The organism is Oscillochloris sp. ZM17-4 (assembly GCF_019599295.1).
GTDB lineage: Bacteria > Chloroflexota > Chloroflexia > Chloroflexales > Chloroflexaceae > Oscillochloris.
The window spans coordinates 1-13,043 of the sequence record NZ_JAIEWN010000009.1; the positions used below are offsets into that span (position 1 = coordinate 1).

Sequence of the window (13,043 nt, forward strand, 5' to 3'; positions counted from 1 at the left end):
GCACCGACTACGCCACGGTGAACCATCGGCGGATCAGCGCGGCGGTGCTGGCCGGGGCCGACGGCTACGTGCGCCCGACCTACGCCAAGGACGAGCTGCACCTCAGCCCGGCGGGCTACGCGGCGCTCAACGCGGCCCTGGCACCACTGCTCGCGGCGCAGGGGAGGGAATGACCGACTGGCAACAGGAGGTGCTCCAGACCGCGCGGGTGGCCCGGCTAGCCACGGTGGACGATCATGGCCAGCCCCACGTCATAGCGATGGGCACCCGGAGGTTTGTGGTCGGTTATTCCACTTTCCCCTTGAACGTCGCGTAGATGGCCATCGCATGGCCTCGGCCAAGCCCAACGTCTTCTTTCAGCCAGGCGACGATTTCACCAGCTTTGATGCCTGGCTTGAGCAAGCCTTTCGCCTCGGCCAGCTGCCGAAAATCCTCCGGCGTCTTGCCCGTCTTCGCCTTGATGGTGTCGATATATGCCTGGAATGACATCGATGCTCCTCTGCTCGCGCTGCGTGCGGTCTCTGCGGCAGCGTGAACGCTTCGCGTACGTGATGCACGAATCTCGCGACCTAGACTCCTCCGGATCGGTCGATCACATCCTTCACCGGGAGATTATACGAGGTGACGTTGCAGAAGCCCCGCCGCCTGGCGGCCGGCGGTAGCGCGGGCCGGCCGGGTATGGTAGCATGACGGTCGGAATAGCATTGGAAGGAGACCTCGATGAGCACCCAGGATCTACGCGGCGATCTGGAGACCCTGCGCACCCGCTTCGAGTCTATCCGGGGGCATCTTTGACCTGGCTCATAAGCAGGAGCAGATAGCCACCCTGGAGGATCGCTCGGCCGAGCCGGGCCTCTGGGACGACCCGCGGGCGGCCCAGGCGGTGATGCAGCAGCTCACCCGGCTCAAGGGCGAGGTTGAGCAGTGGACGGGGCTGGACGCCAGGCTCTCCGGCCTGGGCGAGCTGATCGCCATGGCCGAGGATGAGGACGACGAGTCGCTCTACGGCGAGCTCGCCGCCGAGCTGCGCGGCGCCCAGAAGGAGCTTGAGAAGGGCGAGCTGGCCCTGCTGCTGAGCGGCCGCTACGACGACCGCGACGCCTTCGTCACCGTGCAGGCCGGCATGGGCGGCACCGACGCCCAGGACTGGGCGGAGATGATGCTGCGCATGTATATGCGCTGGGCCGAGGCCCGCGGCTACACGGTGAACCTGGTCGACCAGAGCGAGGGCGATGAGGCCGGGATCAAGAGCGCCACCTTCGAGCTGCGCGGCCCCTACGCCTACGGCAACATCCGCGCCGAGTCCGGCGTCCACCGCCTGATCCGGCTCTCGCCCTTCAACGCCGCCCACACCCGCCAGACATCCTTCGCCCGCATCGAGGTGGTGCCCGAGGTGGACGACGCCCCCGAGGTGGTGATCACCCCCGACGACCTGCGCATCGATGTGTTCCGCAGCGGCGGCAAGGGCGGCCAGGGCGTGAACACGACCGACTCGGCGGTGCGGCTGACCCACCTGCCCACCGGGCTCGTCGTCACCTGCCAGAATGAGCGCTCGCAGATCCAGAACCGCGAGACGGCCCTGCGCGTGCTGCGCGGCCGCCTGCTGGAGCGCGAGCTGCAGCGCCAGGCCGAGGAGCACGCCCGCCTGCGCGGCGAGTACCGCGACGCCGCCTTCGGCAGCCAGATGCGCACCTACTACCTGCACCCCTCGACCCTGGTGAAGGACCACCGCACCGACCACGAGACGAGCAATGTCCAGGCGGTGCTCGATGGTCAGATCGACCCCTTTATCGAGGCCTACCTGCGCTGGAGCGTGAGCCAATGAGACAGCTGGCCACATGGCGTCGGGCCAGGGAGACGCGGCGCGCCGCGCCCCTCTGGCATATCGGCGCGCTGATCATCATCACACTCGCCGCGCTGCTGGCCGCGCCGGCCCAGGCCCGCCAGGGCGGCGCGATCAGCGTCACCACAAGCGAGGCGCGGCCCGACTTCCCCAACCAGATCGTCTTCTCGCTGAGCGCCGAGAGCGGGGCCGCCGACATCAGCCAGGTACAGCTGCTCTACGGGGCCACCCGCAGCGACGCCCTGACGATCGTCGACCTGCCGGTGACGGCGGGCCGCAGCGTGTCCCTCAACCACACGCTCGACACCCAGGTCTACTACTCGCCGCCCGGCACCGAGATGACCTTCCGCTGGGTGATCCGCGACGCGGACGGGAACACGCTGGAGAGCGAGCCGCAGCGCTTCGTCTACCACGACGAGCGCTTCAATTGGAGCGAGCGCACCGTGCGCGATGTGACCGTCTACTGGTACAAGGGCGGCGAGTCGTTCGGCGACGACCTCGCGGGCGCGGTGGACCGGGCGCTGACCAGCCTCCAGTCCGAGCTGGGCACCCAGCTCGCGCAGCCAGTGCGGATCTACATCTACGCGACGAACGGCGACATGCGCTCGGCGCTCCAGTCGAACTCGGCGGAGTGGATCGGCGGGCAGGCCAACCCGACCCTGGGCGTGATCATCGCGGCGATCGCCCCCGGCGACGACGCGGAGGTGCGGCGGATCGTCCCGCACGAGCTGTCGCACCAGGTGCTGCACCAGGCGATCGAGAACCCCTACGGCGGCGCGCCGCCCTGGTTCGATGAGGGGCTGGCGGTGCATAACCAGGAGGTGCGCGACAGCGACTTCAACACGATGGTGGCGCAGGCCGCCGCCGAGAACCGGCTGATCCCGCTGGAGGCGCTGGCCTCCAGCTTCCCGGCCGACCCCAACCAGGCCCTGCTCTCCTACGCCCAGAGCCGCGATATGGTCGAGCACATCCTGGACACCTACGGCGAGGAGAAGCTCGGCAGCGCTTGGCGGCGCGGCAGGCCAGCCCAACCAGCCCTTCGAGGATCGCCCGTCGGCGCTCATCGGCTGGCTGGAGGGTCTGCCGGCCTGGGCGACCCTGAGCGCCGCCGCCGTCTGCTGCGTCAGCGGGGTGATCATCCTCGGCGCGGTGCTGCTCGTGGGGCTGCGGATGCTCGGCGTGGATAAGCATCACTGAGGCACGGAATCACTGAATCACTGGGGGAGCATATTCAGTGTCTCATCATCTCAGTGTCTCAGCGATGCGAGGGGAGGAAATGTGGAGACAAAGTTTACGCCCTGGCGGATGACCTATATCAAGCGTGAGGGTGCGCCGGGCGAGGGCGGCTGCGTCTTCTGCGCGATGGGTAAGGGGCCGCAGGAGCACGACGCCGATAGCCTGGTGCTGCACCGGGGCGAGACCTGCCTGGTGGTGATGAACCTCTACCCCTACAACACGGCGCACCTGATGGTGCTGCCCTATCTCCACACCGCCGATCTCCCCGGCCTCGATGCGGCGACGGCGGGCGAGCTGTTCACACTGACCCGGCGCTGCGTGAGCATCCTGGGCGATGTGTATCAGCCGCACGGGTTTAACCTCGGCATGAACCTGGGCAGCATCGCCGGCGCTGGCATCGCCGAGCACCTGCACATGCATATCGTGCCGCGCTGGAGCGGCGACACCAACTTTATGCCGATCGTGGGCGGGACGAAGCTCATCCCCGAGGATCTCGACGCGACCTACGACCGCCTGCGGCCGGCCTTCGCCGCGCTGCTGCCCTGACGTGTGCCAGGTGAGGGTGTGGGAGAGCTTCGCTCTCCCACAAAAAAACTGGTTCTGCTGCGGTGTGGCGTAGCCACGCCGCAGCAGAACCAGTGAAGCATGTGCCTGCGAGGCACACCTATAAGGGTCAGCCCAGGGTAATATCGATCATATCGATCAGCCGATCGACCTCGAAGGGCTTCTGCAAGATCACCGCGCCCTCGGCCTCCAGATCGGCGAACCAGGGCTTGCGGTTGAGCGCCGTCATAATAATGATCGGGATGCCGTCGTCCTGAAGCCGCTCCTTCAGGTGCTGGAATGTCTCAACGCCGTCCATGTTGGGCATCATGATATCGCTGATCACCAGGCTCGGGGCGATATTCTCTAGGATCTGGAGCCCCTCATGGCCATCGCGCGCCAGGATCACATCGTACCCGGCGTTGCGCAGCGCATACTCCAGCACCGTCTGCAGCGCCAGGTCATCGTCCATAATAAAGATAGTGCCCTTGGATTGCGTCATATGCCACCCTTCTGCATGGCCATGGCGCGGCCGGGCTTCGGCTGCGCTATTCCTGCTCCATAGTTCTGGCCTTAGATAACGCCCGTTATTATACCAGAGGATGTTGAACGCCTTGCACGAGCAGGGCATGGGCAACGTCCTGCGCGCCCCCCTGGCTGGCGACTGACGTCGCGCCGGCAGGGCGCGCACGTTGCACAGCCCTCGCCGGAGACGAACCCGTCGCGGCCCAGGTCCCCGCGACGCGGCTTCAGCCGCCAGCGACGTTGCACATGCCCTGCTTGCACGAGGCCCAAAAAGCCAGAGACGCCAGGGCTTCTATGCTATAATCGCGCCGATGCAACGCTCGCGCGCACAAGTCGCCCTGGTCTTTCTGGCCGCCCTGCTGCCGCGGGCGATTGGCCTACGCGACTTCCTCACCACCGATGAGGCGTACCACTGGATCACGCGCACCGAGCGGTTCGCCGCGGCGATCGGCGAGGGGCGCTGGGCCGACACGATCCTCACCGGACACCCCGGCGTCACGCTGATGTGGCTCGGCGGCCTGGGGCTAATGCTTGAGCGGACGGCCGTCGCGCTGGGCCTGGCGGCCCCGCCCGACACGCTCGGCCACCTGGCGTGGCTGCGCCTCGGGCCGGCGCTGGCCCACGCCCTGCTTATCCCGGCCGGCTTCCTGCTGCTACGCCGCCTGCTGCGGCCCTCCGCCGCGCTGATCGCCGCCCTGCTCTGGGCGACCTCGCCCTTCCTAGTGGCCCACGGGCGCCTGCTGCACCTCGACGCGCTGCTGGCCGACCTCTGCGCGCTCACGGTGCTGGCGGCCCTGGCCGCATGCCGCGCCGCCCGCCCGCTACCCTGGCTCGCCCTCTCGGGGACGATCTGCGGGCTGGCCCTGCTCACCAAAGGCCCGGCGCTGATCGTGCTGCCGTTTGTGGGGCTGGCGATGGTGGCGCTGTATGGCGAGCGGCGCGCGATGGACGAGGGGCGGGGCGATTGGTCGTTGGTCATCCATCGCTGGTCAGATGCGATCAGATGGGCCGTGCCGCGCTACCTGCTCTGGCTGGGCGTGGCCGGGCTGGTGGTGCTCGCGCTCTGGCCGGCGCTGTGGGCCGCGCCGGGGCGGGCGCTGGGCAGCTACGTGGGCGAGATCGTGGGCAACGGCGGGCGGGCCAACGGCGACGGGCAGTTCTTCCTGGGGCGCAGCGACGCCGACCCGGGGGCGCTCTTCTACCCGCTGGCCGGCGTCTACCGACTCACCCCCCTGGAGAGCATCGGGCTGCTGCTGCTGCCCCTGGCCCTCTGGCGGCAGCCGAATCGCGATCTGCGGGCCAGCGCGCTGGCCCTGGCCGCATTCGCCCTCTTCTGGGCGCTGGTGATGACGGCCGGGCCGAAGAAGTTCGACCGCTACATCCTGCCGGCCTGGCCGGCGATCATGGCCCTCTCGGCGATCGGGCTCGCCTCAATTGCAGATTGCAGATTGCAGATTGCAGATTGGGCAACATCTGCAATCTGCAATCTGCAATCTGCAATTGCCGTGGTGCTGCTCTTCCAGGGCCTGACCCTGGCCTGGTACCACCCCTACTATCTGAGCTACTACAACCCGCTGCTCGGCGGCGGGCGGGCCGCGCAGAACATCTTCCTGATCGGCTGGGGCGAGGGCATGGACCAGGTGGGGGCGTGGCTGAGCGCCCGGCCCGACATCGACGACGGCCAGGTGCTCTCGGCGCTGCCGCCCACGCTCCAGCCCTTCGTGCCGGTGCCCGTGCAGCTGATCGATGTGCTCGGCGCGGTGCCCGCCAACTACGCGGTGGCCTACCGCGAGTCGATCCAGCGCGGGGCCGACCCGGAGCGCTACGGGCGGATCCAGACCACCGCGCCGCTGGGGACGGTGACGATCCACGGGATCGACTACGCCTGGATCTACCAGCTGCCGAAGCCCTTCGCCACGCCGGCGCCGGCCCGGTTCGGCGCGGGCCTGCGCCTGCGCGGCTACACCCTGGCCCAGGAGCCATCGCGCCTGATCATCACGCCATCGTGGGATGTGGCCGGGCCGGTGGGCGGCGACGTGACGCTCTTCCTGCATCTCTATGATGCGCGCGGCGAGCGGGTGGCCGGCATCGACGTGCCGCCGGGCGGGGCCACGTACCCGCCGAGCGGCCAGTGGCGGCCGGGCCAGCAGATCGCGGTGCCGCTGCCGATCGACCTGCCCGCCGGCCTGCCCGCCGGGGCCTACACGATCACGCTCGGCCTCTACGACCCGGCCGGCGGCGCGCGGCTCCCTCTGACCGAGGGCACCCCCGCGGACCCGGCGGTGGCCGGGGGCGACGCGCTGCTCCTGGGCGAGGTCACGCTTGACGCCGCCCCGTAAGGGCGCACCCGTGTGTGCGCCCTCTGGAGAACACCATGACATCCCGCCCGCCCGACAGCGCCGCGCCGCGCCGCACCACCAATATCCTCCTGCTGATCATACGCTTCCTGGTCAGCGGCGGGCTCCTCACCTATCTGATCTGGAAGGCCAACCCGGCCAGCATCTGGGCCACATGGCAGCAGGCCGACCTGCGGCTGCTGGCGCTGGCCGCCCTCATCCAGGTGCTCTGCATCGCGATCAGCGCGCTGAAGTGGGGCGTGCTGCTGCGCGCCCATAACCAGCAGCAGCCCTACAGCTGGCTGCTGGGGATCTACTTTGTGGGCCAGTTCGCCAACAACTTCCTGCCCACCTCGGTGGGCGGCGACGCCATCCGCATCGTGCAGCTCGGCCGGCGGATCGGCAGCTACGCCCAGTCGAGCGCCTCGGTGTTCATGGAGCGGCTCACCGGCTTTCTTGCGCTCAGCCTGATCGCCAACGTGGCCCTGCTGATCACGTCGACCGACCTGCTCGGCGCGCGCCTGGTGAACGAGCCGACCCTAACCCTGCTGGCCCTGGGGTTCACCCTGGTCGCGGTGGCCGCCGTGGCCGCATCGTTCAGCGCGCCCTGGCTGCTGCGCCGCTTCCACAGATACCTGCCGAAGACCGCCCGCAAGCCGCTCCAGAGCATCGCTAGCTCGCTGGGGATCTACGCCGCCGATAGGGGGGCGATGATCAGGGCGATGGGCCTCTCGCTGCTCTTCCACACGCTCTGGATCGGGCTGCACTACGTCTGCGGGCTGGCCCTGCACATCCAGGCGCCCCTGCTGCTCTTCGCGCTGATGGTGCCCCTGACCGATATCGTCGGCCTCGCGCCGATCTTCGTCAACAACCTCGGCGCGCGCGAGATGGTGTTCACGCTCTACCTGAGCCAGATCGGGGTCATGAGCGGCACCGCCCTGGCCCTCGCCTTCACCGCCTTCACCGTGCGCCTGACAGTCAGCTCGCTGGGCGGCCTGGTGCTGCTCTTCGGCGGGGCCAGCATGCGCGGCGCGACCGGCGCCGACACCACCACGTCGACCGAGCCCAGCGGGCCACGCCACTAGGGCGCTTTCAGCGCAGGGGTTAGGAGTTGGGAGTCGGGGGTTGGGCGTTACGATACGATGAGACAGCACGCAGCATCTTGTCCAAAAAGGCTGCTTGAATCTGCACTAGGGCGCAGCGCACCCTTTCCAGGGAGATCTATGGCTACGACAGGCCCGCATGCGGGGCGGGCGGCCGCCGCAATCGTCGCGCTCCTGCTCGGGGTGTACCTGCTCACCACAGGCGGGCACCTGTACGCGATCGACGAGGAGATGATGTACGACATGAGCGATGCGCTCGGGGCGCGGGGCGTGCTCTACCTGAACGACCCCGGCCCCGCTGAGCCGCCGGTGTACAGCACCTACGGGCCGGGCCAGTCGATCGTCGCGCTGCCGCTCTTCTGGGCGGGCGAGCTGCTCGCCCGCGCCGCGCCGCCCGAGGCGGGGGGCTGGGTGAGCCGGGCCGCCGTCGGCTGGCTCAACCCGGTCATCACCGCCCTGCTCGCCGCCCTGGTCTACCGCGCCGGCCGAAGGCTGGCCCCACATCGCGCCGCCCTGCTCGCCGCCCTGGCCTACGGCCTGGGCAGCACCGCCTGGCCCTACACCAAGACCTTCTTCGCGGAGCCGCTAACGGCCCTGCTCTGGTTCGCCAGCTTCATGCTGATCTGGCGGCCCGCCGGCCCGCCGGCCCGCCGCCGGGCGCTGCTGCTGGCCGGGCTGCTGGCCGGCATGGCCCCCGCCGTGAAGATCCAGGCCGGCCTCGTCCTACCGATACTGGGGCTCTATGCGCTTTATGAAGGGAAAAGGCAAAAGGTAAAAGGTAAAGAGCTTCTTGCCTTTTCCCTTTTACCTTTTGCGTTGGGCGCAGCCCTGCCGCTGCTCGCCCTGGCTATCTACAACACGGTGCTGTTCGGCTCTCCCCTGCGCACCGGCTACGGCGACTCGATCTGGCGCAGCTTCAGCGCGCCTTTCTGGGAGGGCTTCGGCGGGCAGATCTGGGGGCTGCGCCGCGGCCTGATCTGGTGCATGCCGCTGAGCCTGCTCGCACCCCTCGGCCTATCGGCCCTCTGGCGGCGCGACCGGGCGGCGGCGCTGCTCTGCCTAGCCATGCCCCTGAGCCAGCTGCTCTTCTACGCCACATGGTACGCATGGGACGGCGCGGGGGCCTGGGGGCCGCGCTTCCTCAACGCGGCCATGCCCTTTATCGTCCTGCCGCTGGCCGCCCTGGCCGCCGATCCGCTCGGCCGCACCCGCTGGCTGCGCGCGGCCGCCATCGCCCTGGCCGTGCTGACCATCCCGGTGCAGGCCGCCGCCCTGAGCATCAACATGAACCAGCTGTTCAACCGCCCCGCTGGCGATGGGCCGTCGCAGACCCTGAGCCACATCCAGCTGATGCTCGACCGGATCGACCGGCTCTACCAGCGCCATCTGGCGGCCGACCGGCTGGTGCTCTGGGCCGGCTTCGCGCCGAGCGAGGGCGCGGGCGAGCGCCTGCTCCCTCGCTGGACGCTCCCCGCCGCCGAGCTGCGCGTCAGGCCGCCCGCCGGAGCGCCGACGACCCTCACCCTCGCCGCCCACAGCTGCTGGGCCGCCCCGGAGCCGACTCGCCTGAGCCTGCGGCTGAGCGGCGCGACGATCCTGAGCGACGCCACGCCCTGCCCGGGGCGCGTCTACCGCCTGCTGCTGCCGCCGGGCGCATCGCGGATCGCGCTCAGCTCGCCGGGGTGGGAGCCGGCAGCGAGGGATCGCACCGGTCGGCTGGGCGTCTACATCGCCGACCTGAGCGCGGCGGCCGGGGGGCGGGCCGTGCGCGTTGAGGGCGACCGCCTGCCGGCCGAGGGGATGCCGGCCGAGACGACGGCGATGCGGGTCTGGATGGGCGATGTGCGGCTGCCGCTCTGGGACTACTGGTGGGCCTACCTGCCGCTGCTGCCATACCCGGCCGGGTCGATCGCCGGGGTCGGGGTGATCTGGGCGAGCATCGCGCTGATCTGTCTGCTGGTCGGCGCGGCGCTGGCCGGACGAGGCTTCCTCAGCGCGGGGGAGGCCCGCGCAGATCCTCCCCCCCAGAGTTTGCTATAATACCCCTCAGTATTGTGCGGCCCGCCGAGCGGCCCGCCGGAGAGGATATGTATGACCAAGCCCATTGTGGCCCTGGTCGGCCGGCCCAATGTGGGCAAGTCGACCTTTTTTAACCGCCTGATCGGCGAGCGCCGGGCGATCGTCGAGGATCTGCCGGGCACCACCCGCGACCGGATCTACGGCGAGACGTTCTGGAACGGCCGCGAGTTCACCGTCGTCGACACCGCCGGCCTGCTGTTCGGCGGCGAGGACCCCACGCTGCCCATGGCCGAGATCAGCCGGCGCACCCGCGAGCAGGCCCGCCTGGCGATCGACGAGGCCGACGGGGTGATCTTCCTGGTCGATGGGCGCGAGGGGCTGACCACCTCCGACAACGACGTGGCCGATATCCTGCGCACCACATCGAAGCCGGTGGTGCTGGCCGTCAACAAGTGCGACAGCACCGAGCGCAACCTCGACGCGGTGGAGTTCTACGCGCTCAACCTGGGCGACCCCATCCCGATGAGCGCCTTCCACAGCCTGGGCACCGGCGACGTGCTGGACCGCATGGTCGAGTCCTTCGAGCCGAACGAGATCGAGGAGGAGGTCGAGCGCCACCTCAACATCGCCATCGTCGGCCGGCCCAACGTCGGCAAGTCCTCGCTGCTCAACAAGCTGCTCGGCGAGGAGCGCAGCGTGGTGAGCGCCGTCCCCGGCACCACCCGCGACTCCATCGACACCGACATCACCTACTACGGCCAGCGGGTGACGCTGATCGACACGGCGGGCGTCCGCCGCTCCGGGCGGATCGAGCAGGGCATCGAGAAGTACTCGGTGATGCGGACGATGCGGGCGATCGAGCGCTGCGACGTGGCCCTGCTGCTGATCGACGCCGAGGAGGGCATCACCGCGCAGGACACCCACATCGCCGGGATGGTGCTGGACGCCAACAAGGGCATCGCCATCCTGGTCAATAAGTGGGACGCCGTCGAGAAGGACAACGCCACCTACGGCGCCTTCGAGACGCAGGTGCGCGAGGCCTTCAAGTTCATCGACTTCGCGCCGCTCCTGTTCATCTCGGCGCTGAACGGCCAGCGCGTGAGCCGGGTGATCCAGCTGGCCCAGGAGATCTACGACCAGCGCCAGAAGCGCGTGCCCACCGGCGAGCTGAACAACTTCCTGCGCCAGGCCGTGCTCGACCAGCCGCCGATGTCGGTGCGCAAGGGCGCCCACCTGCGGCTCTACTACGCCGTCCAGCCCCAGATCGAGCCGCCGGTCTTCCTCTTCTTCGCCAACGACGGCGAGCTGGTCCACTGGTCCTACAAGCGCTACCTGGAGAACCGCCTGCGCGAGCGCTACGACTTCGGCGGCACCCCGATCGTGATCGTCTTCCGCTCGCGCGAGAACGAGCGCGATAAGCCGAAGAAGCGCGGCGATGGCGAGACCACCCGCAAGCCGGCCAAGCAGGGCAGCGTCAAGGGGTAATACCGTGGGGCAACGGCGCAGCTTTACTGCGCCGTTGCCCCACGGTATATTGTTATGGCAGTCACCGAGTGGGTCTACGGATGGGATGCGACCCCCGGCATCGTCTCGGTCTGGGCCGACCGCGAGGGCCGGGCGCTGATCTGGCGCCGCGCGGGCGGGCGGGTGCTGCGCGAGCAGGCCGCCTTCCGCCACTGGCTGCTGGCCGCCCACCTGGATGATCTGGCCCACATCGACTCACTGCGCCCCGACGACGAGCGCGCCCCGGTCAGCTACCGCCAGCTCGACGGCGCGCCCGGCGCCTACCGCTTCCTGATCACCGCCCGCAGCCTGCGCGGGCTGGAGCGCGCCCTCCAGCAGGGCGCGTCCCGCCGCCTCGGCCGCCCCGTCGACTCGCTGGCCGACCTCGACGACTACTACCGGGTCGGCCCGGTCGAGCAGTACCTCATGTCGAGCGGGCGGGTCTACTTCCGCGGCATGGTCTACGCCGACCTGCGCCGCATGCAGATCGACCTGGAGACGACCGACCTCGACCCGCAGCGCGGGCGGATCTTCATGGTGGCGGTGAGCGATACGGCTGGCCTGGAGACGACGATCGAGGCCGCGCGGCCCGAGGACGAGGCCGGTCTGATCGCCGATCTCTGCGCCCTGGTGCGCGCGCGCGACCCGGACATCATCGAGAACCACAACCTGTTCGGCTTCGACATGCCCTTCCTGGTGGCCCGCGCCGAGGCCCTGGGGGTGGCGCTCGACCTGGGCCGGGCCGGGGCGCCCCGGCGGGTCGAGCGGGTGCGCGATGGGCGCGGCCACCGCCACAGCCTGCCCGGCCGCGAGCTGCTCGACACCCTGGACGCGGTGCGCCGCCACGACTTCGTGGCCCGCGATATGCCCAGCCACGGACTGAAGGACGTGGCCCGCTACTTCGGCGTGGCCGGCCCCGAGCGGGTCTACATCCCCGGCGCCGAGGTTTTTGCCACCTACGGGAGCGACCCGGAGCGGGTGCGGCGCTACGCCCTGGACGACGTGGCCGAGGTGCGGGCGCTCTCGCCGCGCCTGCTGGCCGCACCCTTCGCCCTGGCCGGCATGGCCCCGCGGCGCTACGAGCGGGTGGCCTGGGCCGGCCCGGCCATGGGCATCCTGGAGCCGATGCTGGTGCGGGCCTACCTGCGGGCCGGCGTGGCCCCGCCCCCGCCCCCGGCGGCGCGCGGCGAGCGGGTGGGCGGCCACAGCGGCGGCGCGCTCTTTCTGTTCGCCGCCGGCGTGGCCGAGCGCGTCGTCAAGGCCGACATCGCCTCGCTCTACCCCTCGCTCATGCGGGCCTACCGGATCGGCCCGGCCTGCGACAGCCTGGGCGCCCTGCTGGGCATCGTCGGCCACGTGCTGGAGGCCCGCCTGGGCCACAAGGCCGCCGCCAAAGCCGCCGCGCCCGGCTCGCTGGAGGCCGGCCACCACCACGCGCTCCAGGCCGCCATGAAGCTGATCATCAACGCGGCCTACGGCTACATGGGCGCGGTGACGATGGGCCTGTTCAGCGACATGGAGGCCGCCGATGAGGTGACCAGGCGCGGGCGCGCGGTGCTCGACCAGGTGATCGCCGCCCTGCGCGCCCGCGGCGTGGCCCTGATTGAGGCCGACACCGACGGGGTCTACTTCGCGGTGCCGGCCAGCTACGACGAGGCCGCCGAGCGGGCGCTGGTCGCCGAGGTGGCCGCCGAGCTGCACGTCGGGATCACGCTGGAGTACGAGGGCCGCTACCGGGCCATGTTCTCGCACGAGGTCAAGAACTACGCCCTGCTCGGCTACGACGGACAGCTGACCATGCGCGGCGTCGCCATGCGCTCCTCGCGGGCCGAGCCCTTCGGCGACCGCTTCCTGCGCGCGGCCATGCGCCTGACGATGCTCGGCGATGTGGCCGGGCTGCACGAGCTGTTCCTGCGCGCCGTGGCCGACCTGCGC

The 13,043-nt window shown here is 69.9% G+C and carries 11 protein-coding genes; 9 read left to right on the forward strand and 2 right to left on the reverse strand.

Annotated features, from left to right (window positions below):
• Positions 1-169: 169 nt before the first annotated feature.
• Complete coding sequence (locus K2Z83_RS29825; protein WP_370650119.1) at positions 170-316, forward strand: pyridoxamine 5'-phosphate oxidase family protein; 147 nt, start codon at positions 170-172, stop codon at positions 314-316.
• Here the strand turns inward: K2Z83_RS29825 and K2Z83_RS09170 are convergent.
• On the reverse strand, positions 286-489 hold the full coding sequence (locus K2Z83_RS09170) for a DUF4287 domain-containing protein (protein WP_220594879.1): 204 nt from the start codon (positions 487-489) through the stop codon (positions 286-288). The genes K2Z83_RS29825 and K2Z83_RS09170 overlap by 31 nt on opposite strands.
• A 231-nt stretch (positions 490-720) precedes the next feature.
• On the opposite strand from K2Z83_RS09170, the gene prfB reads away from it, so the two are divergent.
• The 3 genes from prfB (at position 721) to K2Z83_RS09185 (ending at position 3,625) form a co-directional block, all read left to right on the forward strand.
• Positions 721-1,825, forward strand: a protein-coding gene (gene prfB / locus K2Z83_RS09175; RefSeq protein ID WP_370650121.1) for a peptide chain release factor 2 whose coding sequence is annotated in 2 segments (ribosomal slippage) — positions 721-792 and positions 794-1,825 — 1,104 coding nt in all. Because the reading frame shifts where the segments join, the coding sequence is not laid out codon by codon here.
• The gene (locus K2Z83_RS29595; protein WP_220594880.1) at positions 1,822-3,030 is read left to right on the forward strand and encodes a peptidase MA family metallohydrolase; all 1,209 of its coding nucleotides are present in this window, start codon (positions 1,822-1,824) and stop codon (positions 3,028-3,030) included. Before prfB ends, K2Z83_RS29595 begins: the two co-directional genes overlap by 4 nt.
• A gap of 91 nt (positions 3,031-3,121) precedes the next feature.
• Complete coding sequence (locus K2Z83_RS09185; RefSeq protein ID WP_220594881.1) at positions 3,122-3,625, forward strand: HIT domain-containing protein; 504 nt, start codon at positions 3,122-3,124, stop codon at positions 3,623-3,625.
• A gap of 127 nt (positions 3,626-3,752) precedes the next feature.
• Here the strand turns inward: K2Z83_RS09185 and K2Z83_RS09190 are convergent, their stop codons facing one another.
• A complete protein-coding gene (locus K2Z83_RS09190) occupies positions 3,753-4,124 on the reverse strand; it encodes a response regulator (protein ID WP_220594882.1) in 372 nt (123 codons plus the stop codon).
• A 334-nt stretch (positions 4,125-4,458) separates the two neighbouring features.
• On the opposite strand from K2Z83_RS09190, the gene K2Z83_RS09195 reads away from it, so the two are divergent.
• The 5 genes from K2Z83_RS09195 to K2Z83_RS09215 form a co-directional block, all read left to right on the forward strand.
• The gene (locus K2Z83_RS09195; protein ID WP_220594883.1) at positions 4,459-6,486 is read left to right on the forward strand and encodes a glycosyltransferase family 39 protein; all 2,028 of its coding nucleotides are present in this window, start codon (positions 4,459-4,461) and stop codon (positions 6,484-6,486) included.
• A 35-nt stretch (positions 6,487-6,521) separates the two neighbouring features.
• Entirely contained in the window at positions 6,522-7,568 is a 1,047-nt protein-coding gene (locus K2Z83_RS09200) for a lysylphosphatidylglycerol synthase transmembrane domain-containing protein (RefSeq protein WP_220594884.1), read from the forward strand.
• Positions 7,569-7,706: 138 nt separating this feature from the next.
• Positions 7,707-9,626 (forward strand): glycosyltransferase family 39 protein, encoded by a 1,920-nt coding sequence (locus tag K2Z83_RS09205; RefSeq protein WP_220594885.1) that lies wholly within the window; start codon positions 7,707-7,709, stop codon positions 9,624-9,626.
• A 51-nt stretch (positions 9,627-9,677) separates the two neighbouring features.
• Positions 9,678-11,090, forward strand: a complete 1,413-nt coding sequence (der, locus tag K2Z83_RS09210; RefSeq protein WP_220594886.1) for a ribosome biogenesis GTPase Der — start codon at positions 9,678-9,680, stop codon at positions 11,088-11,090.
• Positions 11,091-11,144: 54 nt separating this feature from the next.
• Positions 11,145-13,043: DNA polymerase domain-containing protein (locus K2Z83_RS09215; protein ID WP_220594887.1), on the forward strand; the 1,899-nt coding region annotated here is incomplete at its 3' end.